At 64.5% G+C, this 20,677-nt stretch carries 23 protein-coding genes and 1 tRNA gene; 15 read left to right on the top strand and 9 right to left on the bottom strand.

The window, feature by feature from the left end:
- Positions 1–87 precede the first annotated feature (87 nt).
- Positions 88–702 (bottom strand): hypothetical protein, encoded by a 615-nt coding sequence (locus tag VCJ71_RS04275; RefSeq protein WP_324639376.1) that lies wholly within the window; start codon positions 700–702, stop codon positions 88–90.
- Positions 703–924: 222 nt separating this feature from the next.
- Between VCJ71_RS04275 and VCJ71_RS04270 the strand changes: the two genes are divergently transcribed.
- From VCJ71_RS04270 to VCJ71_RS04230, 9 genes are all read left to right on the top strand, one after another.
- Complete coding sequence (locus VCJ71_RS04270) at positions 925–1,161, top strand: acyl carrier protein (protein ID WP_067680685.1); 237 nt, start codon at positions 925–927, stop codon at positions 1,159–1,161.
- 148 nt (positions 1,162–1,309) lie between these two features.
- Positions 1,310–2,572 carry a beta-ketoacyl-ACP synthase II gene (gene fabF / locus VCJ71_RS04265; protein ID WP_324639374.1) on the top strand — a complete coding sequence of 421 codons (1,263 nt, stop codon included), beginning with the start codon at positions 1,310–1,312 and terminating at the stop codon, positions 2,570–2,572.
- Between the two features lie 6 nt (positions 2,573–2,578).
- Positions 2,579–3,550 carry an endolytic transglycosylase MltG gene (gene mltG / locus VCJ71_RS04260; protein ID WP_324639371.1) on the top strand — a complete coding sequence of 324 codons (972 nt, stop codon included), beginning with the start codon at positions 2,579–2,581 and terminating at the stop codon, positions 3,548–3,550.
- A complete protein-coding gene (locus VCJ71_RS04255; RefSeq protein ID WP_324639369.1) occupies positions 3,547–4,080 on the top strand; it encodes a 2'-5' RNA ligase family protein in 534 nt (177 codons plus the stop codon). Before mltG ends, VCJ71_RS04255 begins: the two co-directional genes overlap by 4 nt.
- An 87-nt stretch (positions 4,081–4,167) precedes the next feature.
- Positions 4,168–4,244 (top strand) — tRNA-Met (locus VCJ71_RS04250).
- A 127-nt stretch (positions 4,245–4,371) separates the two neighbouring features.
- Positions 4,372–4,857, top strand: a complete 486-nt coding sequence (locus VCJ71_RS04245; protein WP_324639367.1) for a DUF421 domain-containing protein — start codon at positions 4,372–4,374, stop codon at positions 4,855–4,857.
- A 42-nt stretch (positions 4,858–4,899) separates the two neighbouring features.
- Entirely contained in the window at positions 4,900–5,640 is a 741-nt protein-coding gene (otsB, locus tag VCJ71_RS04240) for a trehalose-phosphatase (RefSeq protein ID WP_324639366.1), read from the top strand.
- Positions 5,637–7,442: a glycoside hydrolase family 15 protein gene (locus VCJ71_RS04235; protein ID WP_324639364.1), complete on the top strand. Its 1,806-nt coding sequence runs from the start codon at positions 5,637–5,639 to the stop codon at positions 7,440–7,442. The genes otsB and VCJ71_RS04235 overlap by 4 nt, the downstream gene beginning before the upstream one ends.
- A gap of 7 nt (positions 7,443–7,449) precedes the next feature.
- The gene (locus VCJ71_RS04230; RefSeq protein WP_324639363.1) at positions 7,450–8,829 is read left to right on the top strand and encodes an alpha,alpha-trehalose-phosphate synthase (UDP-forming); all 1,380 of its coding nucleotides are present in this window, start codon (positions 7,450–7,452) and stop codon (positions 8,827–8,829) included.
- An 8-nt stretch (positions 8,830–8,837) separates the two neighbouring features.
- Here the strand turns inward: VCJ71_RS04230 and VCJ71_RS04225 are convergent, their stop codons facing one another.
- Positions 8,838–9,305, bottom strand: a complete 468-nt coding sequence (locus VCJ71_RS04225) for a response regulator (protein ID WP_324639361.1) — start codon at positions 9,303–9,305, stop codon at positions 8,838–8,840.
- A 124-nt stretch (positions 9,306–9,429) separates the two neighbouring features.
- Here VCJ71_RS04225 and VCJ71_RS04220 point away from each other — a divergent pair, with 124 nt between their 5' ends.
- Both VCJ71_RS04220 and trxB read left to right on the top strand, forming a co-directional pair.
- Positions 9,430–10,206 carry a tyrosine-protein phosphatase gene (locus tag VCJ71_RS04220; RefSeq protein WP_324639359.1) on the top strand — a complete coding sequence of 259 codons (777 nt, stop codon included), beginning with the start codon at positions 9,430–9,432 and terminating at the stop codon, positions 10,204–10,206.
- A 78-nt stretch (positions 10,207–10,284) separates the two neighbouring features.
- Positions 10,285–11,253, top strand: coding sequence for a thioredoxin-disulfide reductase (trxB, locus tag VCJ71_RS04215; protein WP_324639357.1), 969 nt, complete (start codon positions 10,285–10,287; stop codon positions 11,251–11,253).
- Between the two features lie 6 nt (positions 11,254–11,259).
- Here the strand turns inward: trxB and VCJ71_RS04210 are convergent, their stop codons facing one another.
- Genes VCJ71_RS04210 through VCJ71_RS04200 form a run of 3 tightly spaced genes read right to left on the bottom strand, consistent with a single transcriptional unit; the run spans position 11,260 to position 13,158 of the window.
- Positions 11,260–11,700 carry an MAPEG family protein gene (locus VCJ71_RS04210; RefSeq protein WP_324640868.1) on the bottom strand — a complete coding sequence of 147 codons (441 nt, stop codon included), beginning with the start codon at positions 11,698–11,700 and terminating at the stop codon, positions 11,260–11,262.
- A complete protein-coding gene (locus VCJ71_RS04205) occupies positions 11,700–12,152 on the bottom strand; it encodes an MAPEG family protein (RefSeq protein WP_324639356.1) in 453 nt (150 codons plus the stop codon). Before VCJ71_RS04205 ends, VCJ71_RS04210 begins: the two co-directional genes overlap by 1 nt.
- 58 nt (positions 12,153–12,210) lie before the next feature.
- Positions 12,211–13,158 carry a threonine ammonia-lyase gene (locus tag VCJ71_RS04200; protein WP_324639355.1) on the bottom strand — a complete coding sequence of 316 codons (948 nt, stop codon included), beginning with the start codon at positions 13,156–13,158 and terminating at the stop codon, positions 12,211–12,213.
- A 67-nt stretch (positions 13,159–13,225) separates the two neighbouring features.
- Between VCJ71_RS04200 and VCJ71_RS04195 the strand changes: the two genes are divergently transcribed.
- Both VCJ71_RS04195 and VCJ71_RS04190 read left to right on the top strand, forming a co-directional pair.
- Entirely contained in the window at positions 13,226–14,437 is a 1,212-nt protein-coding gene (locus tag VCJ71_RS04195; RefSeq protein ID WP_324639354.1) for a saccharopine dehydrogenase family protein, read from the top strand.
- Complete coding sequence (locus tag VCJ71_RS04190; RefSeq protein WP_324639352.1) at positions 14,437–15,609, top strand: carboxynorspermidine decarboxylase; 1,173 nt, start codon at positions 14,437–14,439, stop codon at positions 15,607–15,609. The genes VCJ71_RS04195 and VCJ71_RS04190 overlap by 1 nt, the downstream gene beginning before the upstream one ends.
- Before the next feature lie 3 nt (positions 15,610–15,612).
- Here VCJ71_RS04190 and VCJ71_RS04185 read toward each other — a convergent pair whose 3' ends face one another.
- On the bottom strand, positions 15,613–16,842 hold the full coding sequence (locus tag VCJ71_RS04185) for a DUF3137 domain-containing protein (protein WP_324639350.1): 1,230 nt from the start codon (positions 16,840–16,842) through the stop codon (positions 15,613–15,615).
- Between the two features lie 99 nt (positions 16,843–16,941).
- Between VCJ71_RS04185 and VCJ71_RS04180 the strand changes: the two genes are divergently transcribed.
- Complete coding sequence (locus VCJ71_RS04180) at positions 16,942–17,511, top strand: LemA family protein (protein WP_324639348.1); 570 nt, start codon at positions 16,942–16,944, stop codon at positions 17,509–17,511.
- Positions 17,512–17,730: 219 nt separating this feature from the next.
- Positions 17,731–18,918: a type III PLP-dependent enzyme domain-containing protein gene (locus tag VCJ71_RS04175; protein ID WP_324639346.1), complete on the top strand. Its 1,188-nt coding sequence runs from the start codon at positions 17,731–17,733 to the stop codon at positions 18,916–18,918.
- On the opposite strand, the gene VCJ71_RS04170 is transcribed toward VCJ71_RS04175, so the two are convergent.
- From VCJ71_RS04170 to VCJ71_RS04160, 3 genes are read right to left on the bottom strand one after another with little or no spacing between them, the layout of a single operon-like run.
- Positions 18,919–19,692, bottom strand: a complete 774-nt coding sequence (locus VCJ71_RS04170; protein ID WP_324639345.1) for a hypothetical protein — start codon at positions 19,690–19,692, stop codon at positions 18,919–18,921.
- Entirely contained in the window at positions 19,685–20,365 is a 681-nt protein-coding gene (locus tag VCJ71_RS04165) for a nitroreductase (protein WP_324639343.1), read from the bottom strand. Before VCJ71_RS04165 ends, VCJ71_RS04170 begins: the two co-directional genes overlap by 8 nt.
- 24 nt (positions 20,366–20,389) lie before the next feature.
- The gene (locus VCJ71_RS04160; RefSeq protein WP_324639341.1) at positions 20,390–20,668 is read right to left on the bottom strand and encodes a YdeI/OmpD-associated family protein; all 279 of its coding nucleotides are present in this window, start codon (positions 20,666–20,668) and stop codon (positions 20,390–20,392) included.
- Positions 20,669–20,677: the final 9 nt, after the last annotated feature.

Below are 20,677 nucleotides of genomic sequence, written 5' to 3'. Positions count from 1 at the left end.
AATCTATCTAAGGCGGCGGAGCTAGACTGATTGCATTAGGGCGAGGCGCACGTTTCTGCTCTATTTGCAGATGGTGTTGCCTGCTGCTTACCCCCCGCTGACCGCCAACCCGTCCTTCGCCGCGTCGTAGCGGATGGCGATGCCGAGCGCGCGCAAGCGGTCCAGCGGCACGAAATCGGGTCCTTCCGCGACCAGCCTCGACGTGGTTTCGCTGCCTTCGGGGAACAGGGCGCCCAGTTCCGTCGGGCGGGCCATCAGCGTGCCGTCGGGCTGGACCAGCAGGGCGATCGAGCCCGCGCTTCGCCCGCCGATCGAAACGGGCCGGTTGATGCGGACGGGGTCGGTGTTCGACTGGTCGTTCGATATGCGGCCCGGAGCAAGGCGGAAGCGCACATCCATCACCCCGTCGAGTTTCGGTGCGGTACGCGTTTGTACAGCGCCGTCCGGCCTTTCGACAGTCGCCAGTTCTTCGACCGGTTCGAGGACGAATTCGCCCTCCGACTCACGCGCTCGGTCCGCTTCCGGCGTGGCGAGGCGCGGCGCGATTGCGGCGGTCTTTTCCGGCAGGTCGACCCGTACCGGGTAGTCGCTGCGCCAGAACCCGTCGGTGAAGCCGAGAATCTGGCCGCGCACCGATCCGTCGGGCCCGAGCACGGCGATAAGCGGCATGGCGACGAGGACGACGCCAAGGATGGCGGCCATGCACGCCACCTCCCATCCGCCGATCCTGTCCTTCAATTTCTGCAGCACCGATGCCTCCCCCCGAAAGCGGTGCCGAGTATGCCTTTTTTCGCGTCCGCTGGCAAAACCGTAATATCCTCCCCACATAACGCTACGTCCGTGCCGCGGCAGCACTTGCGCTTGCCCGCGCCGTTCATTAGGGCGAAAGCCAATTCGAAAACCCAGGTTCAAGAGGGATATTACATGAGCGATACCGCAGACCGCGTGCAGAAGATTGTCGTCGAGCATCTCGGCGTCGAAGCCGACAAGGTGACGCAGGACGCCAGCTTCATCGACGATCTGGGTGCGGACAGCCTCGACATCGTCGAACTGGTCATGGCGTTCGAAGAAGAATTCGGCGTCGAAATCCCCGACGATGCGGCGGAAAAGATCGCCACCGTCGGCGATGCCACGAAGTACATCGAAGAACACAAGGGCTGAGCAGGGCCAAGCGCTCGCTAGCCGAGGATACGCCTGCCGCATGCCGGCATGGCGGCTGTGACAGGCCCGACCCGACCCACGGGCCGGGCCTGTTGTCGTTTCGGGGCCGCCCACACGCGCCGTGCGGGCCGCCCAAGCGGAGAATAGAATGCGTCGTGTAGTCGTAACCGGTCTCGGCCTCGTCACCCCGCTGGGTGGCGACGTGGAAACCAGCTGGTCCAACCTTATCGCGGGCGAAAGCGGCGCCGGGCCGATCACCCGCTTCGATGCTTCCAACCAGAAGGCGACGATCGCCTGCGAGGTGAAAACGAAGGATCATGCCTGGGGCTTCGATCCCGACAAGCGCGTGGACCCGAAGATCCAGCGCCAGATCGATCCCTTCATCGTCTACGGCCTCGACGCCGCCGGCCAAGCGCTGGAAGATGCAGGCCTGACCGAAATGGACGAGGCCACGCGCGAGCGTGCCGGCGTGTCCATCGGCGCAGGCATCGGCGGCTTGCCGGGGATCGAAAAGGAATCGGTCAACCTGCATGAACGCGGCCCGGGCCGGGTCAGCCCGCATTTCGTCCACGGGCGGATCATCAACCTCGTCAGCGGACAGGTGTCGATCCGCTACGGCTTGATGGGCCCGAACCACGCCGTGGTGACCGCCTGTTCGACCGGCGCGCATTCGATCGGCGACGCGGCGCGCATGATCAAGGACGACGATGCCGACATCATGCTGGCAGGCGGCTCCGAATCGACCGTCAACCCGCTCGGCATTGCGGGCTTCGCGCAGGCGCGCGCGCTCAATACCAGCATGAACGACCGCCCGACCGAGGCGAGCCGCCCCTACGACAAGGACCGCGACGGTTTCGTCATGGGCGAGGGCGCAGGCGTCGTGGTGCTGGAGGAATACGAGCACGCGAAGGCACGCGGCGCGAAAATCTATGCCGAAGTGGTCGGCTATGGCCTGTCGGGCGATGCCTACCACGTCACCGCCCCCCATCCCGAAGGTCGCGGCGCGGAACTGGCCATGCGCATGGCGCTGAAGAAGGCCGGGCTGGAGCCGTGCGATATCGACTACGTCAACGCCCACGGCACCTCGACTATGGCGGACACGATCGAGCTCGCCGCGGTGAAGCGCGTGCTGGGCGACGACCTGTGCGGTGCTTCGATGAGCAGCACGAAATCCGCCATCGGCCACCTGCTCGGCGGCGCCGGCGCGGTGGAGGCGATCTTCTGCATCCTCGCCATGCGCGACCAGGTGGTCCCGCCGACCCTCAACCTGCACAACCCGGACGAAGGCACCGAGGGCGTGGACCTCGTCCCGCTGAAGGCGCGGGAGCGGGAAGTGAACGCCGTGCTCAACAACAGCTTCGGTTTCGGCGGGACCAACGCTTCGCTGATCATGAAGCGCCTCGAGGACTAGGGACAGATGCTGCGTCGCTTCAAGCCGCTGCTGCTGGCAGCAGCGCTGGTCGCCGTGCTGGCCGTGGGCTGGCTCGCCATGGGCTGGTGGGGCGGCACCGATCTGGACGAGGAGACGTCCTTCATCGTCAAGTCGGGCAGTTCGCTGACCTCGGTCGCGCAGGAGCTGGAGGACGACCAATTCATTTCCTCCGCCGATGCCTTCCTGCTGCGGGCGAAAATCTTCGGCGGCGGGGACCCGATCCAGGCGGGCGAGTTCGCCTTCCCGGCGGGGGTCAGCCCGTCGGGCATCCTCGACATCCTGCAGCACGCGCAGCCCATCCAGCGCTTCGTCACCATCCCCGAAGGCATGCCGTCGATCATGGTGCAGGAACGGCTGATGGCGACGCCGCTCTTGACCGGCAGCGTCGACGTCCCGGCGGAAGGCAGCGTCCTGCCCGGCACCTATGCGTTCGAGCGCGGACAGCCGCGGGCGGAGGTCCTCCAGCGCATGCAGGCCGAAATGGCGCGCACGCTGGACGAATTGTGGGCGAAGCGCAGCGGCGATATCGCCGTGTCGAACCCGCGCGAGGCGGTCATCCTCGCCTCCATCGTGGAAAAGGAAACCGGCGTTCCGGAAGAACGGCGGATGGTGGCCGGCCTGTATTCCAATCGTGTCAGGACCGGCATGATGCTGCAGGCGGACCCCACGATCATCTACCCGATCACCAAGGGCAAGCCGCTCGGCCGCCGGATCCGCCAGTCGGAAATCAGCGCGATCAACGATTACAACACCTATTCGATGGTCGGGCTGCCCAAGGGGCCGATCACCAATCCGGGCCGGGAGAGCATCGCCGCGGTGCTGAACCCGGCCGACACCGAGGCGATATACATGGTCGCCGACGGTAGCGGCGGCCACGCCTTCGCCACAACGCTGGCGGAGCACAACGCAAATGTCGAAAAGTGGTTCGCCTTGCGCCGCGCGCGCGGGGAAATGTGATCGCCGATCGCGACGCAGGCGAGCGCAACGCGCCGCTCATTCTGACGGCGTTGCTGCCGAAAGACATGGCGGCCTGGGCCACTGCCTTGCGGACCGAGCATTTCCCGCCCGAGCGCAACTATCTCGATGCGCATGTCACGCTCTTCCACGCCATTCCGCCCCAGTGCGAGGAAGAGCTGGGCGATGTGCTGAAGCGCATCGTGGCCGAAAATCCGCCCCCGCCTGCGCGGCTGGAGGGGATGATGTCGCTGGGCGGCGGGACAGCGCTGAAACTGGTTAGCGATGAGATGCTTGGCCACCGCGCGCGCATTGCCGAGCATTTCACCGGCATGCTGACCGCTCAGGACCAGCACAAGCCGCGCCTGCACGTGACGATCCAGAACAAGGTATCCAGTGCCAAGGCCAAGGAATTGCAGGCGCAACTGGTGGTCGAGCCGCGCGATTTCGCCTTTCGCGGTTTCGGCCTTTACCGCTATCTCGGCGGTCCGTGGGGGCACATGCGCGACTGGTCTTTCCGCGGGTCTCCCTGAGCCCGCACACGGCGCTTGACCCCGCGCCGCCGCCGCCCTAAACGCGCCGCCTGTTCCTGCCCCAGCGGCGCCGGAACGGCCTTTCGGGGCGGAGTAGCTCAGGTGGTTAGAGCAGCGGAATCATAATCCGCGTGTCGGGGGTTCGAGTCCCTCCTCCGCTACCAATTTCCTCTTAAATCGCAGTTTCGAAACTTTCGCCGTGCTGGGGCGTCTTCCGGGTAACTGACCACGGGGGAACGGCTCATCTTTTTCGAAAACGACCTTATCGACCATCTCGCACGCGGCATCATATTGGGCGGGGCAGCGCTGGTCTGGGTGGTCATCCTCGTCCGGCTGGTCGGCTTGCGCTCGTTCTCCAAGATGACCAGTTTCGACTTTGTCATGACTGTGGCGATGGGCTCTCTGGTTGCAGGGGCTGCGCAGGACACGAAGATACTGGAGTTCGGGCAGACCATGGCGGCGATGGCCGGGCTTTTCCTCGTCCAGATTGTGACTGCCCGGCTGCGCAAGGACCATGAGGGGTTCGAACAGGCGATTTCCAACGATCCGTGTATCCTGATGCGCGACGGCGTGATCAACGATGCGGCGCTCGATGCGACCCGCGTCAGCCGCGCCGACCTGCTCGCCAAGCTGCGCGAAGCCAATGTGCTGAGCTTCGACGAGGTGCGCGCCGTCGTGCTCGAAAACACCGGCGACATCTCGGTCCTGCATGGCGAGAAGCTCGACGATGCGCTGATCGAGAACATGCATACGTTTTCGGATGGCAAAGACGGCTGAGCAACGTTGCAGGGCCGCGCGCCCGCTGTAGGGTCCCCCGCAATGACCGCCATGCTTCCCGATCCTCCCGCCCTGTCGGACCTGCGCGAGCGGGGGCCCGTTGCACTGTTCCTCGATTTCGACGGAACGCTGGTGGAAATCGCCCCGACGCCCGATTCCATCGAAGTGCCCGGCGGCCTTGCTGCCGCGCTGGAGGATCTTGCCGCGCGGCAGGGCGGGGCGCTCGCCGTCGTCAGCGGCCGGGCGATCGACAATTTGCTCGAACACCTGGGCCCGTTCCGCTTCGCCGTAGCCGGCAGCCATGGTGCCGAGGTGCGCGGCGCTTCGGGCGAGCGGATCGGCGGGAAGCCGCAAGCGCTTTCGGCTGATGTGCGGAAGGCGATCGAGGGGTTCGCGGCCGGTCACGAAGGCGTCGAGGTCGAATACAAGTCTTTCGGCCTTGCCCTGCATTACCGTGCCGCACCCGATGCGGGCGAGGATGTTCTCGCCTTCGCGAAGGATCTCGCCGCCACTAAGGAATTGCAGCTCAAGACCGGGAAGTCCGTTTGCGAGCTCATGCATGCCGGCGGCGGCAAGGATCGTGCGGTGTCCGTCCTCATGAAAAGCGCGCCTTTTGCCGGCGCTCACCCCGTTTTCATCGGCGACGATGTGACGGACGAGGACGGCTTTGCCGAGGTCCTTCGACGCGGCGGTACGGCCATACGCGTGGGCGAGCCCAAGCCGACCGAGGCCGAATTCGGCCTTGCAGGGCCGGACGCCGTGCGCGATTGGCTGGCGCTATGAACGGTCTTTCCAGCAAATCCACTCTCGACCTCTGGCCCGTCGGCAATTGCCAGGTTTCCGGCCTGATCGACCGGCAAGGCGCACTGGTCTGGGGCTGCGTCCCCCGGGTCGATGGCGATCCGGTCTTCTGCTCGCTGATGGACGATGGCGATCCCGACGAGGGTTTGTGGCAGTTCGAGTTGGCCGGCCAGGTTTCGAGCACGCAGGAATACATCCGCAACACGCCCAACCTCGTCACGCGGCTTGAAGCGGAAGACGGCAGCGCGGTCGAAATCCTTGATTTCTGCCCTAGGTTCGAAAGCTCGGGCCGAATGTACCGCCCGGTCGCTTTCGTGCGCATAGTGCGGCCGGTGGCGGGCAATCCGCGAATCCGCGTGAAGCTGGCGCCGATGCGCGGTTATGGCGCAGAACTGGCGAAGACGACCAATGGCACCAACCACATCCGCTATCTCGTGGGGGACCAGGCGATGCGCCTGTCGACCGATGCGGCGGTCGGATACGTGCTCGAAAAGCGCTTCTTCCGGATCGAGGACGATACGCATTTCTTCCTCGGCCCCGACGAGCCCTTCGTCGGCAATTTGCGCGAGCAGGTTCGCGGCATGGAGCAGAAGACGCGCAGTTACTGGCAGAACTGGTCGCGCGGCCTAGCAACGCCTTTCGAGTGGCAGGACGAGGTGATCCGCTGTGCGATCACGCTGAAACTGTGCCAGCACGAGGAAACAGGCGCGATCGTCGCGGCGCTGACGACCTCCATCCCCGAAGCGCCCAATTCGGAGCGGAACTGGGATTACCGCTTCTGCTGGATCCGCGATTCCTATTACACCGTGCAGGCGCTCAACCGCCTCGGCGCGCTCGACGTGCTGGAGAAGTATCTCGCCTATCTCCGCAACATCGTGGACCAGGCGGCAGGCGGGCAGATCCAGCCGCTCTATTCCGTGATGGGCGTCGCCGAGCTTGAGGAAGGCTTCGCGCAAGACCTTTCCGGTTATCGCGGCATGGGCCCGGTGCGCGTGGGCAATGCCGCCTACACGCAGATCCAGCACGATTGCTATGGCCAGATCGTGATGCCGACCGTGCAGGCGTTCTTCGACAAGCGGCTGCTGCGCATGGCGGACGAAGCCGATTTCGAAAGCCTGGAGCAGGTCGGCGAAATGGCGTGGAAGATGCACGACCAGCCGGATGCCGGCCTGTGGGAATTCCGCACCCGGCAGGAGGTCCACACCTACAGCGCGGTGATGAGCTGGGCGGCCTGCGACAGGCTGGCCAACGTCGCCGAATATCTCGGCAAGGCTGACCGGCACGAACATTGGGCCGGCCGCGCCGACGCGATCCGCAAGACGATCGAGGAAAAGGCGTGGCAGGATGACGGGGAGGGCGGCCACTACCGCGCCAGCTTCGAAAGCGATTACCTGGATGCCAGCCTGCTGCAGATGGTGGAACTGCGCTTCCTTTCGCCCGACAATCCGCGGTTCCAGTCGACCTTCGCAGCGATCGAAAAGGCACTGCGTCGGGGCGAGCACATGCTGCGTTACGCGGCGGAAGACGATTTCGGCGCCCCCGAAACGGCGTTCAATGTCTGCACCTTTTGGCTGATCGAGGCGCTGCACCTGGCGGGCCGCGACGAGGAGGCGCGGCAGCTTTTCTGCACAATGCTCGCGCACCGCACGCCATCGGGCCTGTTGTCCGAGGACATGGATTTCGAGACCGGAGAGCTGTGGGGGAACTTCCCCCAGACCTACTCGCTGGTAGGGGTAATCAATTGCGCCGCATTGCTTTCAAGGAGCTGGAACGAAGTCCGATGACCAAGACATGAGCCGCCTCGTCGTTATCTCCAACCGCGTCGCGGTGCCCAAGGCACGCGGTGCATCTGGTGCGCAAGGCGGGCTTGCCGGGGCTTTGAACGCTGCGCTGAAGACCAATGACGGCATCTGGTTCGGCTGGTCGGGAGAGGAAGCGGCAAATCCTTCTGCCGAACCGGACGTGCAGACCCATGACGGGGTGACCACCGCCACGATCGACCTCGCCCCGCAGGATATCGAGGAATATTACAACGGCTACGCCAATTCGACGCTGTGGCCGCTTTTCCATTACCGCATCGACCTCGCCGAATACTCCCGCGAGACGGGCAAGGGGTACGAACGCGTCAACGAGCTGTTCGCCGACCGCGCGGCAGGCCTGATCGAGCCGGACGACACGGTCTGGGTCCACGATTACCATTTCATGCCGCTGGGCGAGAGGCTGCGCGCCCGCGGTTTCGAGAACCGGATCGGGTTCTTCCTCCATATCCCCTGGCCACCGACGCGCCTGTTCACCAGCCTGCCGTATCATGAGCGGCTGGTGCGCACGGTGCTGCACTACGACCTTATCGGCTTCCAGTGTAACGAATGGCTGGAAAGCTTCCTGCATTACTGCCGCAAGGAACTGGGCGCAGAAGTCGACGACGCGACCGGCAAGGTCACGTTCGAAGGGCGGACCACCTACGCACGCTCGTACCCCATCGGGATCGACTACGATCATTTCCAGTCGGTTGGCGACAGCGGGGAAGCGCGGCAGGCGCAGCAGCGCATGATGTCGAGCACCAGGCACAGGACCGCGATCATCGGGGTCGACCGGCTCGACTATTCGAAGGGATTGCCGGAGCGGATCGACGGGCTGGCCCGGTTCTTCGAACGCTTTCCGGAAGGCAACCGCGAAGTCATCTATGTCCAGATCGCGCCGCCCAGCCGCGAGGACGTGGAAAGCTACCAGAAGATCCGCGAAACGCTGGAAGCCAAGACGGGGCGCATCAACGGCGAGTATTCGGAGATCGACGTCGTTCCCATCCGCTACGTCAACAAGGGCCATTCGATGGCCGAGCTGTACGGCTGCTACCGCGCATCGAAGATCGGCCTCGTCACCCCGCTGCGGGACGGGATGAACCTGGTGGCAAAGGAATATGTCGCGGCGCAAGACCCCGACGATCCGGGCGTGCTGATCCTGTCACGGTTTGCCGGCGCGGCGCAGCAATTGTCCGACGCTCTCCTGATCAATCCCTACAGCAACGACGAGATCGCCCACGCGATCCGCCAAGCGCTCGACATGCCGCTGGAGGAACGCAAGGCACGGTGGGATAAACTCAATGCCTGCGTGCGCGACGAGAATATCGGCGCGTGGACCGACAATTTCGTCCGGGACCTCGGCGCCGTCTGACCCCTCCTTTACAGGAAGCTGCGGCGCATTTCCGATTGGCGGCGCCGCTTGAGCTCCTCTTGCTCGGCTTCCACAACCTCTTCGAGCGAGCGATGCCGCGGCCGGTCCGCGCGCGATTCCAGCAACCGCTCGACCCGCCACTTCAGGTAGCTCGGGTCAAACGGCTTGCGAATGAAATCCTGCGCGCCATTGAGCCGTGCATAGGCTTCGTCCGTCTCGCCGGACAGTTTGGTGAACATGATCACCGGCAGGTCGTAGAATTCGGTGGAATTGCGCAGCTCGCGCAGCAACTGGGCCCCGGTCAGGCCGGGCATGTCGTGGTCCAGCAGCAGGACATCCGGCCGCCGCCAGGCTAGCAGTTCCTTGGTCTTTTCCGCATCGGTGACCCAGCCGCACGCGTGGCCCGCGTTGATCAGCACGTCGCTCGCCATCTCGGCGACCAATTCGTCGTCGTCGGCGATCACGATATAGGCCATGGCTTCCTCGTATCCCGTTGCGGTCAGGGTGCCCGATCTAGGCCGCTCTCGTCGCCAAGGCATCAAGGTCGGTCTAGGTGATAACCGCATTGCCACCCGCCCGCCGGCATGGCACCGCGCCTGGATGACCGACCCGCGTTTCCTGCCGCTTTCCACCATTCACAACCTGCGCGATTACGGAGGCTATGCGGCTGCCGGGGGCACGGTGCGCCGTGGTATGTTGTGGCGCTCCGGCCATCACGCGGACGCGTCGGACGGGGATCTGGAGGTGGTGGCCGAACTCGACCTCGCCACCGTAATCGACCTGCGCGGCAAGGGCGAGAGGGACCGCCATAGCTGCCGCCGCGATCCGGCTTTCGATGGCGAAGTGCTGGCTTACGATGGCGAGACTGCCGGCCTCGCGCCGCATCTGGAGGCGGCCGAGGGCGATATCGACGCGCAAGGCGCCCGCGCTGCGATGATCACGCTCTATGGTGCCTTGCCCGACCGGGAAGGGCTCAACACGATGCTGCGCCGCTATTTCGCAGCGCTTTCGGAAGGGAAGGGCGCCAGCCTTGTCCACTGCGCCGCGGGCAAGGACCGCACCGGCATCGCGGTGGACCTGCTGCACCACGCGCTGGGCGTCCACCCGGACGACGCGATGGCCGATTACCTGCTTACCAATGAAGCGCCGCGCAACGAGCAGCGGATTGCCGACGGCATGGCGTTGCTAGGCAAGAAATACGGCGCGAAGGACGAAGAGACGGCCCGCGTGCTGATGGGCGTGGAGCCTGCCTTCCTGCAAGCCGCCCGCGATGCGGTGACGCAGCGCTTCGGTTCGGCAGACGCCTATCTGGAGCGCCAGCTCGGCGTGGATGCGGCCATGCGCGAAGCCTTGCGGTTGCACCTTGTGGAAGGGTGACCACATGGGTTTGCGCGCACGCGCGTTCGGCGCGATAGTGCGCGGCTGAATTTCTCGAGAGAATCCGAAAGCACATCCATGGCGACGACCCACAAGACCCGCATGCTCATCATCGGCTCCGGCCCCGCCGGCCTCTCGGCCGCGATCTACGGCGCGCGCGCCGGGATGGAGCCGATCGTGGTGCAGGGCCTGCAGCCGGGCGGCCAGCTCACGATCACCACCGACGTCGAGAACTACCCCGGTTTTGCCGACGTGATCCAGGGCCCGTGGCTGATGGAACAGATGCAGAAGCAGGCCGAGCATGTCGGCACGCGAATGATGTGGGACACGATCACCGAAGTCGATCTGGAAAACGGCTCTCCCTTCGTTGCGAAGGGAGACGGCGGCGATACCTATGTCGGTGACGTGCTGGTGATCTCGACCGGTGCGCAGGCGAAATGGCTCAACGTGCCGGGCGAGGCGGAACTGGGCGGCAAGGGCGTGTCGGCCTGCGCCACGTGCGACGGGTTCTTTTACCGCGGCAAGAAAGTCGCCGTGATCGGCGGCGGCAACACCGCTGTGGAAGAGGCGCTCTACCTCACCAACCATTCCGACGACGTCACCCTGATCCACCGCCGCGACGAATTGCGCAGCGAGAAGATCCTGCAGGACCGCCTGTTCGCCTCCGAGAAGATTTCGATGATGTGGAACAAGGTGGTCGAGCGGTTCGAAGGTGAGGGCAAGCTGGAACGGCTGGTCCTGCGCGACACCCAAACCGGCGCAATCTCGGAGCTGGAAGTCGACGGGGCCTTCGTCGCCATCGGCCATGCGCCCGCGACCGAGCTGTTCAAGGGCAAGCTGCCGATGGACGAGAGCGGTTACTTGCTGGTCGAGCCCGGCACGCCGAAAACGGCCATTCCCGGCGTCTTCGCATGCGGCGACGTGATGGATCACACCTACCGGCAGGCGGTCACGGCTGCAGGAACGGGCTGCATGGCCGCGCTCGATGCCGAACGCTTCCTCGCCACGCTGGAATTCGCGCAGAAGGAAGCCGTCGCGGCGGAGTAAGGCCGCCTAGTGGAAGACCGCCATCCCTGCATGCAGGATGAGCGCCATCAGCGCGACGGTCGATAGAATGAACAGCCCGAAGCGCACCGGCACGTTGTTCACTGTCGCCTGCACAATGCTGTGCGCCACGCGTAACGCAACGTAGGCCCACGCCAGCCACAGGTTGAAGCCGTCTCCCTGGCCGATGATCGCGATCACGATTGCGACGGCGTAGAAGAGCGTCGGTGCTTCGTGCAGGTGGTTGTAATTGTGCGCCTTCCACTGCACCTGCGGCGGCAAAACCTTGTCCAGCGTGGTGCCCGTATCGCCGCCGGCCAGGTCCTTGGGATCGACCTTTGCCTTGCTCATGGCCGGGAAGCGGGTGGCGTACATCCACACCCACATCACCATCGTCCACGCCATCAGGGCTACGACTGGCTGCAGGATCGCCATGCCGACGGTTTCCATCACGCGAAGCTCGTCGGGTCGGCGAACAGGGTCAGCATAAGCGCGCGGATCACCAGCGCGACCATTACGATGCTGCTGGCAAGGAAGATCAGGAAGCGCACACTGACCTTGTTGACAGTCGCCTGCCAGATCGAGTGGACAATGCGCAGCGCGACGTAAATCCATGCGAGCGTCACATCCACCGCGCCTGCACCCATCAGCGCGATAATGAGGACGGCGGCATAGAAGATCGTTGGCTGTTCATGCAGGTGTGTGTGGTTGTGGGCCTTCCAGTTGACCCTGTCCGGCACGACGCCTTCCAGGTCCTGCCCGCGCCCGCCCGGCTTTGCCTGGCCGAGCCCGCCGCCGCTCGCCTTCTTGATTGCCGGCAGGCGCGTGCCCGCCATCCAGAACAGCATGACCAACGTCCACGCCACGAGCACCGCTGCCGGCGCCAGGATCTGAGCTTGCATCGCGAATTCCCCCCAAATTACGTTTCGAAGCGAAACCTGCGCGTCCCGTGTGGCGGTGTCAATCGCTGGCCAGCATTGCGGCAAAGCTTGCCGCATCCGTATTGCCGCCGGTCAGCATGACGACCGTGTCTTCGTCCACCGGAACCTTGCCTGCCAAGGCTGCCGCAAGGGCCGCCGCGCCGCCCGGTTCGAGGACGAGATTGAGGTTGGAAAACGCGAAGCGCTGGGCGATGCGAACCTCCGCATCGCTGACTGCGACCCCGGGCTCGATCCGTCCCTGCAACATCTGCAGGTTCAGCGGCAGCGTCCGGTCCGGTCGCAGGGCATCGCAGATCGTGGCGGGCGGATTGGGGCCGACGGACACGATCTCGCCCGCCGCGACCGATTGGCCGACCACGTCCCATCCTTCGGGCTCGACGATGTGGATTGCGCTGTCGGGGCAGGCGAGGGCGAGGCCGGCGGACAATCCGCCGCCGCCGCAACAGGCGACGATGCGCGAAGGCGCACGGCCGAGCTGGCCGGCGATCTCGATGCCCGCGCTGCCTTGACCCTCCATTACCCACGGATCGGCGAAAGCGTGGACCAGCACTGCGCCGCGACGTTCCACCTCGCGCGCAGTGACGTCTTCCCGGTCTTCCCGGTCGCGGTCGTACAGCACGATTTCCGCGCCCAGCGCGCGCGTGGCGTCCAGCTTCACCCGGGGCGCGTCGCGCGGCATGACGATGGCGGCATCGATGCTCAGCCGCCGCGCCGCCCACGCCACGCCCTGCGCATGGTTGCCGCTCGACAGCGCGACGACGCCGCGGGCGCACTCTTCCGGTGTCAGGCTGGACAGGCGCCACCAGGCGCCGCGTATCTTGAAGGCGCCGATGGGTTGCAGCGATTCTGCCTTCGCGTGGCATCGCACTCCGCCGATCTCGACCGGCAGGAGCGGGGTCGGGGGCAGGATTTCTGCGATGCTGGCTGCGGCGGCGCGAACGCCCTCTGCGGTAGGAATGCGGATCATTTGGACAGCTTAACGCATTCGTTTATGCGCGGCGCAAGATTCGATTTCGCCCCCTGAAGGAGCACACATGTCCAAAGTCCTCGTCATCGGCGCCGGCGGCGTCAGCTCGGTCGCCGTCCACAAGATGGCCATGAACAGCGGTATCTTCACCGATATCCACCTGGCCAGCCGTACCCGCTCCAAATGCGACGCCATCGCCAGCAGCGTGAAGGATCGCACCGGCGTCGACATCTCCACCTACGAGATCGACGCCGAGGAAGTGCCCGCGATGGTCAATCTGATCCGCAAGATCGAACCCTCGCTGGTCGTCAACCTTGCGCTGCCTTACCAGGACCTGCCGATCATGGATGCCTGCCTCGAAACCGGCACGCATTACCTCGACACGGCGAATTACGAGCCGAAGGACGAGGCGAAGTTCGAATATCACTGGCAGTGGGCCTATCACGACCAATTCAAGGACGCGGGCATCATGGCGCTGCTGGGATCGGGCTTCGACCCCGGCGTGACCAGCGTCTTCACCATGTGGCTGAAAAAGCACAAGCTGAAGACGATCCGCCAGCTCGACATCCTGGACTGCAACGGCGGCGACCACGGGCAAGCCTTTGCCACCAATTTCAACCCGGAAATCAACATCCGCGAAGTGACCGCGCCCGCGCGTCACTGGGAAGACGGCGAGTTCATCGAAACGCCCGCCATGGCGAAGAAGGTGGAATTCGACTTCGAGGCGGTCGGCCCGAAGAACATGTACATGATGTATCACGAGGAGCTGGAAAGCCTCGCCAAATTCGTGCCCGAGCTGGAGCGTGCGCGCTTCTGGATGACCTTCGGCGACGAGTACATCAAGCACCTCACCGTGCTGCAGAATGTCGGCATGACCGGCATCGAGCCCATTCGCTATCAGGGCAAGGACATCATCCCGCTGCAATTCCTCGCCGCCGTGCTGCCCAAGCCCGAGACGCTGGGCGAGACGACCACCGGCAACACGAACATCGGCGTCATCGCGACGGGCGAAGCGCTGGACGGTTCGGGCGAGAAGACGTTCTACATCAACAATATCTGCAGCCACGAGGCGGCGTACGAGGAAACCGGCAACCAGGGCGTCAGCTATACCACCGGTGTGCCCGCAATGATCGGCAGCGCACTGATGCTGCAGGGCAAGTGGGCAGGGGAGGGCGTGTTCAACATGGAGCAGTTCGATCCCGACCCCTTCATGGACATGCTGAACGATCACGGCCTGCCGTGGAACGTGAAGGAAATGGACGGGCCGGTCGATTTCTGATGGAAACGAAAGCCGGCGATCCGGGCGCTTTTGCGCATTTCGACCTCGAGCGGGTGAATAGCCCCGCCTTCGTCGTCGATGCGGCGAAATTGCGGGCCAACTGCCAGGTGCTGGCACAAATTCGCGACGAGGCGGACATCAAGATGCTCGCCGCCCTGAAGGCGTTCTCCATGTTCGCTGCCGCGCCGATCATCGGCGAATATCTCGACGGCGTGTGCACCAGCGGGCTGTGGGAGGCGCTTCTGGCGTCGGAGTATTACGACGGCGAGATCAGCACCTATTGCGCGGCCTACAAGCCGGAGGACCTGCCCGAAGTCTGCCGCCTGTCGGACCATGTGATCTTCAATTCGCCGCAGCAGATCGCGCGGGCGAGCCTGATCCTGGAGCAGGCGCGATCACAAGGCGGATCGTTCGACGTGGGCCTGCGCCTCAACCCGATGGTGCCGACCGGCGAGGTGCCGCGCTACGATCCTTCCAGCCCCGGCAGCCGTCTAGGCTTCCCGATCGACCAGCTGACGCCGGAGATGATGGAAGGCGTGGACGGCATCCACTTCCACAATTTGTGCGAACAGGACCTCGAGCCGCTGATCAAGACGTGGGACCGCGTATTCGACGCGATCGAGCCGTGGTTCGGCCAACTGAAGTGGATCAACATGGGCGGCGGCCACCACATCACCCGCGCCGATTACCAGCGCGAGGAGTTGGTGGAGTTCCTGAAGGACGCGAAGGAAGACAGCGGGGCGGAAATCTATCTCGAACCGGGCGAGGCGGTGGCGCTCGATGCGGGCATTCTCGTCGGCACGGTGCTGGATACAGGCGTGAACGAGGTACCCTTCGCGATTACCGACGTTTCGGCCACCTGCCACATGCCCGACGTGATCGAGGCGCCCTATCGCCCGGCCATGCTGCACGAGGGTGACGGCGATGCGCCCGTGCGCCTGGGTGGCCCGTCATGCCTCGCGGGCGATGTGATCGGCGACTACACCCTCCCGGTCGAGGCGCAGCCGGGCGCGCGCTTCGCGTTCCTGGACCAGGCGCATTATTCGATGGTCAAGACCACCACGTTCAACGGGGTGCCGCTGCCGAGTATCTGGCTGTGGGACAGCGAGACCGACGCGCTCGAGCAAGTCCGCAAGTTCGGTTACGAGGATTTTCGGGGACGCCTCAGCTGAGGGTTACAGCCCCTTGCGCCCGAACCCCCCGGGCCGGCGGAACTGCGCGGCGGGCGGAAGCGGTGGCTGGCCGCCGGCTTTCGGGGAAGGCGATGCGGGAGCGGGCGTGGCCGGGGTCGGAGTTGTCGAAGGCGGGGGGGCGCCTATAACGCCGCCGGCCAGGGCCCCCATCGCGCCCATGGTCGCAACAGCCGCCGCCGTCTGCGTCGGATCGGAGAATGCGGTTTTTTTCGGCTCTGCGGTCTTGTTGCCGAAGCTGGGCATCATCGCTGCCATGACGTGCGCTTCGCCCGTGCGGTAATCCTCGTTCAGCGTGTTGGCGAGGTCGGTCAGCGTGCCGAACTGCTTGATCGTGCGCTCGATCCGGCTGCGGTCTTCGCCAGCCTCGATGGAACCGCTTTCGAACAGGTTCGGCGCCTTCAGCACGATGATCAGCTCCCCGCCCTGGAACAGGGTGCGGATGTCCTGCCCGCCGAAGGAGCTTTCGACCGCGATCAGCCGCTCGACATATTCGGGGTGGACGAGATACCGCGCCTCGGTCGGATCGTTGGAATAGATGTCGAACGCGTCTTCGAAGCGCGGGTCGACCATCGCGCAATATTGCAGGTGTTCGCCGGCAATCTTGATCTTGTCCTTGGCGCCGCCGAACAGGCGCTTGTGCGTCCCGTCGCGGACCAGCATCGTCGTGCCCTGGAACCGGCGCCGGAAAGTGATCGACATAATCACGCCCTGAAACGTCGTCACCCAGTGCTGGTGCTTGCCCGATCCGCGGCGCTCTTCCAGTTTCGCTTCGTGCAGGCAGAAGTCGACCCCGCCGACATTGCCCCACCATTTGTCCTCGAAGCTGCTGCGGTCGAATTTCGGCAGCATCTTGTAGTGCTTGGCCATGGTGAAGGCGGAGCCCGGCGCGCAATCGGGTTCGTAGTGCAGACCAACTGCTTCGGCGATGGCGGAATTGATGCCGTGCTTGACCTGCTTCTTCGCCCTGCTTTTCGGCGCCTGCGACCAGCCATAGCCTGCCGCCGCGCCGAAAAATCCGATCATCACCATGAAATCGAACGGCAGGGGCGAGAGGATCCACAGGAACGCGAAGGTCGGAATGCCGAACAGGCAGACCTTGAACAGCCGGTTGTCCGACAATTCCTTGGCATCCTCGCGCACATGCGCCTGGTCCTTCAGCCAGTCGCCGAGCGGACCGGCCATCAGCGCGTTGGGGCAGGGTTTCTCGATCATTGTCCCACTCTCGTCATGGAGAGGTTCGTTAACCCTTATCCCCTATGATTTTCCTAACAACGGACTGAACGTAATCCGCAAATTAAGGGGGTATTACTCGTGGAACCGATTCTTTCGACGCTGTGGTGGTCGGCGCTGACCGTGATTCTCGTGTCGCTCTTCATCACCGTCATCGTCATTTACAACCGGCTGGTTTCGCTGCGTCAGGCGGCCAACCAGGGCACGGCCGACATCGATGCACAGCTGCGCCAGCGGCACGACCTGATCCCCAACCTGGTGGAATCGGTGAAAGGCTATGCCGGGCACGAGAAAGAGACGCTGGAACGCGTCATCATGGCCCGCAACACCGCGGCGGCCAACACCAACAGCCGCAACGAGCAGGAGCTGAAAATCGCGCTCGACCGGCTGCTTGCGCTGGGCGAGGCCTATCCGGAGCTGAAGGCCAACACCAATTTCCTGCAGCTGCAGAATGAATTGTCGATGGTGGAAGACAAGCTGGCCGCCGCGCGCCGTGCGCTGAACGCCGCCGTCGCCCGTTACAACGCCTCGATCGAGGCGTTCCCGGCGGTGCTATTCGCCAGCCTGCTCGGCTTCAAGCATTACGACTTCAACCGTCTCGACGACAGCGAACGGGGCATCGTGGACCAGCGTCCGCAGGTCCAGTTCTAACCGGACCACGCCACATTCTGGGGCCTTCGCGGCGGGGCAGGGGTGCGAACCATCGTACGCCAGCCCCGCTGCAACCGTTTCGGCCCTTGTCCGGCGGCATCAAGAATCCACTTGCGGTTCATGTCGCCCCGCTTATATGCGCCCTCCGTTGCCCCATGGGACCATGCTCACCGCAAGGCAGCACCAAGAAACTTCACCGTTCCCTGGGGGTCCCTTGAATTGCACAGCTATCCTGACGCTCGCACTGTAGTCCGCGATCTTTCGCCGGACGAACCGCTGATCCTCAATCGCCCGCACGCTGCCCGGCGCGCTGCCCGTTTCTTTGTCGAGAAATTTCCGGGCAAGTCGCTCTATGCCGTAAAGGCCAATCCGTCGCCCGACCTGCTGAAGGTGCTGTGGGACGGCGGGATCACGCATTACGACGTCGCTTCCATCGCGGAAGTCCGCATGGTGCGCAAGACGCTGCCCGATGCGGTGCTGTGCTTCATGCACCCGATCAAAACCGAACGCGCCATCGAAGAGGCTTATTTCGAGCATGGCTGCAAGACCTTCAGCCTCGACAGTGTCGAGGAGCTGGAGAAGATCCGCCGCGCCACGAAAGACGCCGGCGACCTGCGCCTGTGCGTCCGCCTGCGCGTGTCGTCCGAATATTCGGAGCTGTCGCTGGCATCGAAATTCGGCGTGGAGCAGGCCGAGGCCGCAGCCCTTCTGCAGGCTACCCGCCAGGTCGCCGACTGGCTGGGCGTGTGTTTCCACGTCGGCAGCCAGGCGATGACGCCCTTCGCCTATGTTCAGGCGCTCGACCGCGTGCGCGCCGCGATCGCGGAAGCCAGCGTCGTCATCGACATGATCGACGTCGGCGGCGGTTTCCCGAGCGTCTATCCCGGCATGGAGCCTCCGCCGCTGGAGGATTACTTCCGGCTGATCCACCAGCACTTCTACGCGCTGCCGATTGCCTACAACGCGGAGCTGTGGTGCGAGCCGGGCCGGGCTTTGTGCGCCGAATACAACTCGCTCGTCGTGCGCGTGGAAAAGCGCCGCGGCGAAGAGCTGTACATCAACGACGGCGCCTATGGCGCGCTGTTCGATGCTGCGCACGTCGATTGGCGTTTCCCGGTCCGCGCGCTTGAGGACGACCTTTTCGGCGCCGATGCGGACTTTGCCTTCTACGGTCCGACCTGCGACGATGCGGACTACATGCAGGGCCCGTTCCCGCTGCCGGAAGACATCCAGGCCGGCGACTATATCGAGATCGGCATGCTGGGCGCCTATGGCGCGGCAATGCGGACCGATTTCAACGGCTTCGGCCGGGCGCAGCCGGTCGAGGTGACTGACGAGCCGATGGCCAGCCTCTACCGCGGCGATCGCGAGCGGCCCGAAGCGGACAACGTGGTCAGTCTGAGGTAGCTAGAACGGCGCCGCCTTGCGCAGTTTGAGCGGGGTTTCCGCGCGCTGCAGGGCGGCCAGCACCTGTTTCTCGAACCCTTCTGGTTCCATTGTCACGATCTTGCTGTGCGCGCAGGCGACATGGCGGCAGTCGCTCCAGCGCTGCGCGATGTCTCTTGCCCACGCGCGGAAATCGTCCACCGCACCGTCGCGCTTATCCAGCGAGAGCGGGATGGTCGGGTGGAAGTCCAGCCGCCCGCTCATCGGCAGCAGGCTGGCGGGGAAGGGCAGGTCGGTGCAGCTGAACGTGTCATCGACATGCAGCGTCTGCGATGCGGGGTGGTAGGCCAGAACCGACCCGGCATGGATGTGCTCGCTGGAGCAGACGAGGCGAATGCCGTCCGGCACGCTGAATTCGAGGCAATCGGCAAACAGTGCCTGGCACTCTTCGCTGTTCGTCGTTTCCGCTTCCCACGGCAGGTCGGGGTACTTCTCCTTGTGCCGATCCAGCCCGTAGAGTTTCGCGTCGGGAAATTGCCTGTGCGCAGCCTCGCAATGCAACGTGTGGAAGGGGTGTACATTAACGATCGCTTGGATCTTCGTGCCCCCATCCGTCAGCTTGCGCACTTGCTCCAGAACACGGGGCGGCAGCGTATAGCTGTCGAGCATGACGAAACCGCCGCCGGGCCGCTCGATCAAGGATGCCTGCGTGCCGAGATCGACCACGCCTGCCAGTTTCAGCTCGCCGCGGATGCTCCAGAACCCGTTGCCGAGGTCCACCAGTTTCTCAGTCATCGCCAAACCCCGTGAATGTTGCCGCGTCGTCCACGCTCTTGCGTTCGCTGACGACGGCGTTGGCAGGGAAATCCTCGTCCGGCCAGCCCATCGCGACGGCTTTCATGATTACCTGGTCGTCCGGAATGCCGGCATGTTCGCGCACGACGGGGCTTTGCATGATGCCTTGCGAGTTGATGACGCAGCCCAGCCCGCGGCTCCACGCCGCGTTGACGAGCGCGGTGGTGACGGCGCCGCAATCGAAAGCGGTGTCGTCGCTGCCGGACAATTCGCGGTCGTAAGTCACGATCACGCAGACCGGCGCATCGAACTGGCGGAAGCCGCGCAGAACCCAGTCCTGCCGCGCGTCCTTGTCGTCGCGCGCGATACCCATTGCGCCGAACAATTGCTTGGCTACGCCGACCTGCCGTTCGCGGTGGACGCCCGCGAAGGGCTCGCCGCGGCGGAACTCGCGGCTGTCGGGCACGCCGGCGAGGATGTTCTCGGTGTTGCCCTTGCGGATGCGGTCGAGCGGCTCGCCGGTGATGACATGGAAATGCCACGGCTGCGTGTTCATCGAGGTGGGGGAGCGCATGGCGAGCGTCAGTATCTCCTCGATCAGCGCGCGCGGCACCGGCTTGTCGAGATAGCCGCGAATGGACCGGCGACCGAGGACGACGTCGTCGTAGTTCAAAGCTTCACTCCCGTGTGATGGCGGTCAGACGGAGACCCATTTGCGCGCCGATTCCCGGCGGTGGGGGCAGCCGGGCCAGCAACATGGCCGCCGTTTGCCTTCCCCTACCTCCTCCCGCAAGCGGGCGAAGCGCTTGGCGCGGGTCTCCGCCTTTTTCGCGGAGGTCATCCAGCAGATCCACTCGTTGCGGGCGAGGTCTGTCAGATCGTCCCATTTCGACGAGAGGCCATCGTCGGCGGCGAGGGCGGCTTCCAGCTCGTCGGGCGTTTCGTGCCGGAAATCGGGATCGGCGGCTGCTGGCATGGCCCTTCC

The organism is Pseudoblastomonas aquimaris (genome assembly GCF_035481675.1).
Taxonomy (GTDB): Bacteria; Pseudomonadota; Alphaproteobacteria; order Sphingomonadales; family Sphingomonadaceae; genus Alteriqipengyuania_B.
This window is presented reverse-complemented; position numbering and strand designations above follow the sequence as displayed.

What these genes read in the sequence shown, in the direction of transcription:
- VCJ71_RS04275 (WP_324639376.1), bottom strand. Translation starts at nt 702, where the DNA reads ATGGCCGCCATCCTTGGCGTCGTCCTCGTCGCCATGCCGCTTATCGCC.
- mltG (WP_324639371.1), top strand. Translation starts at nt 2,579, where the DNA reads ATGCTGCGTCGCTTCAAGCCGCTGCTGCTGGCAGCAGCGCTGGTCGCC.
- VCJ71_RS04230 (WP_324639363.1), top strand. Translation starts at nt 7,450, where the DNA reads ATGAGCCGCCTCGTCGTTATCTCCAACCGCGTCGCGGTGCCCAAGGCA.
- VCJ71_RS04160 (WP_324639341.1), bottom strand. Translation starts at nt 20,668, where the DNA reads ATGCCAGCAGCCGCCGATCCCGATTTCCGGCACGAAACGCCCGACGAG.
- VCJ71_RS04220 (WP_324639359.1), top strand. Translation starts at nt 9,430, where the DNA reads ATGACCGACCCGCGTTTCCTGCCGCTTTCCACCATTCACAACCTGCGC.
- VCJ71_RS04210 (WP_324640868.1), bottom strand. Translation starts at nt 11,700, where the DNA reads ATGGAAACCGTCGGCATGGCGATCCTGCAGCCAGTCGTAGCCCTGATG.
- fabF (WP_324639374.1), top strand. Translation starts at nt 1,310, where the DNA reads ATGCGTCGTGTAGTCGTAACCGGTCTCGGCCTCGTCACCCCGCTGGGT.
- otsB (WP_324639366.1), top strand. Translation starts at nt 4,900, where the DNA reads ATGACCGCCATGCTTCCCGATCCTCCCGCCCTGTCGGACCTGCGCGAG.
- VCJ71_RS04205 (WP_324639356.1), bottom strand. Translation starts at nt 12,152, where the DNA reads ATGCAAGCTCAGATCCTGGCGCCGGCAGCGGTGCTCGTGGCGTGGACG.
- VCJ71_RS04170 (WP_324639345.1), bottom strand. Translation starts at nt 19,692, where the DNA reads ATGACTGAGAAACTGGTGGACCTCGGCAACGGGTTCTGGAGCATCCGC.
- VCJ71_RS04195 (WP_324639354.1), top strand. Translation starts at nt 13,226, where the DNA reads ATGTCCAAAGTCCTCGTCATCGGCGCCGGCGGCGTCAGCTCGGTCGCC.
- VCJ71_RS04235 (WP_324639364.1), top strand. Translation starts at nt 5,637, where the DNA reads ATGAACGGTCTTTCCAGCAAATCCACTCTCGACCTCTGGCCCGTCGGC.
- VCJ71_RS04185 (WP_324639350.1), bottom strand. Translation starts at nt 16,842, where the DNA reads ATGATCGAGAAACCCTGCCCCAACGCGCTGATGGCCGGTCCGCTCGGC.
- VCJ71_RS04200 (WP_324639355.1), bottom strand. Translation starts at nt 13,158, where the DNA reads ATGATCCGCATTCCTACCGCAGAGGGCGTTCGCGCCGCCGCAGCCAGC.
- trxB (WP_324639357.1), top strand. Translation starts at nt 10,285, where the DNA reads ATGGCGACGACCCACAAGACCCGCATGCTCATCATCGGCTCCGGCCCC.
- VCJ71_RS04270 (WP_067680685.1), top strand. Translation starts at nt 925, where the DNA reads ATGAGCGATACCGCAGACCGCGTGCAGAAGATTGTCGTCGAGCATCTC.
- VCJ71_RS04190 (WP_324639352.1), top strand. Translation starts at nt 14,437, where the DNA reads ATGGAAACGAAAGCCGGCGATCCGGGCGCTTTTGCGCATTTCGACCTC.
- VCJ71_RS04225 (WP_324639361.1), bottom strand. Translation starts at nt 9,305, where the DNA reads ATGGCCTATATCGTGATCGCCGACGACGACGAATTGGTCGCCGAGATG.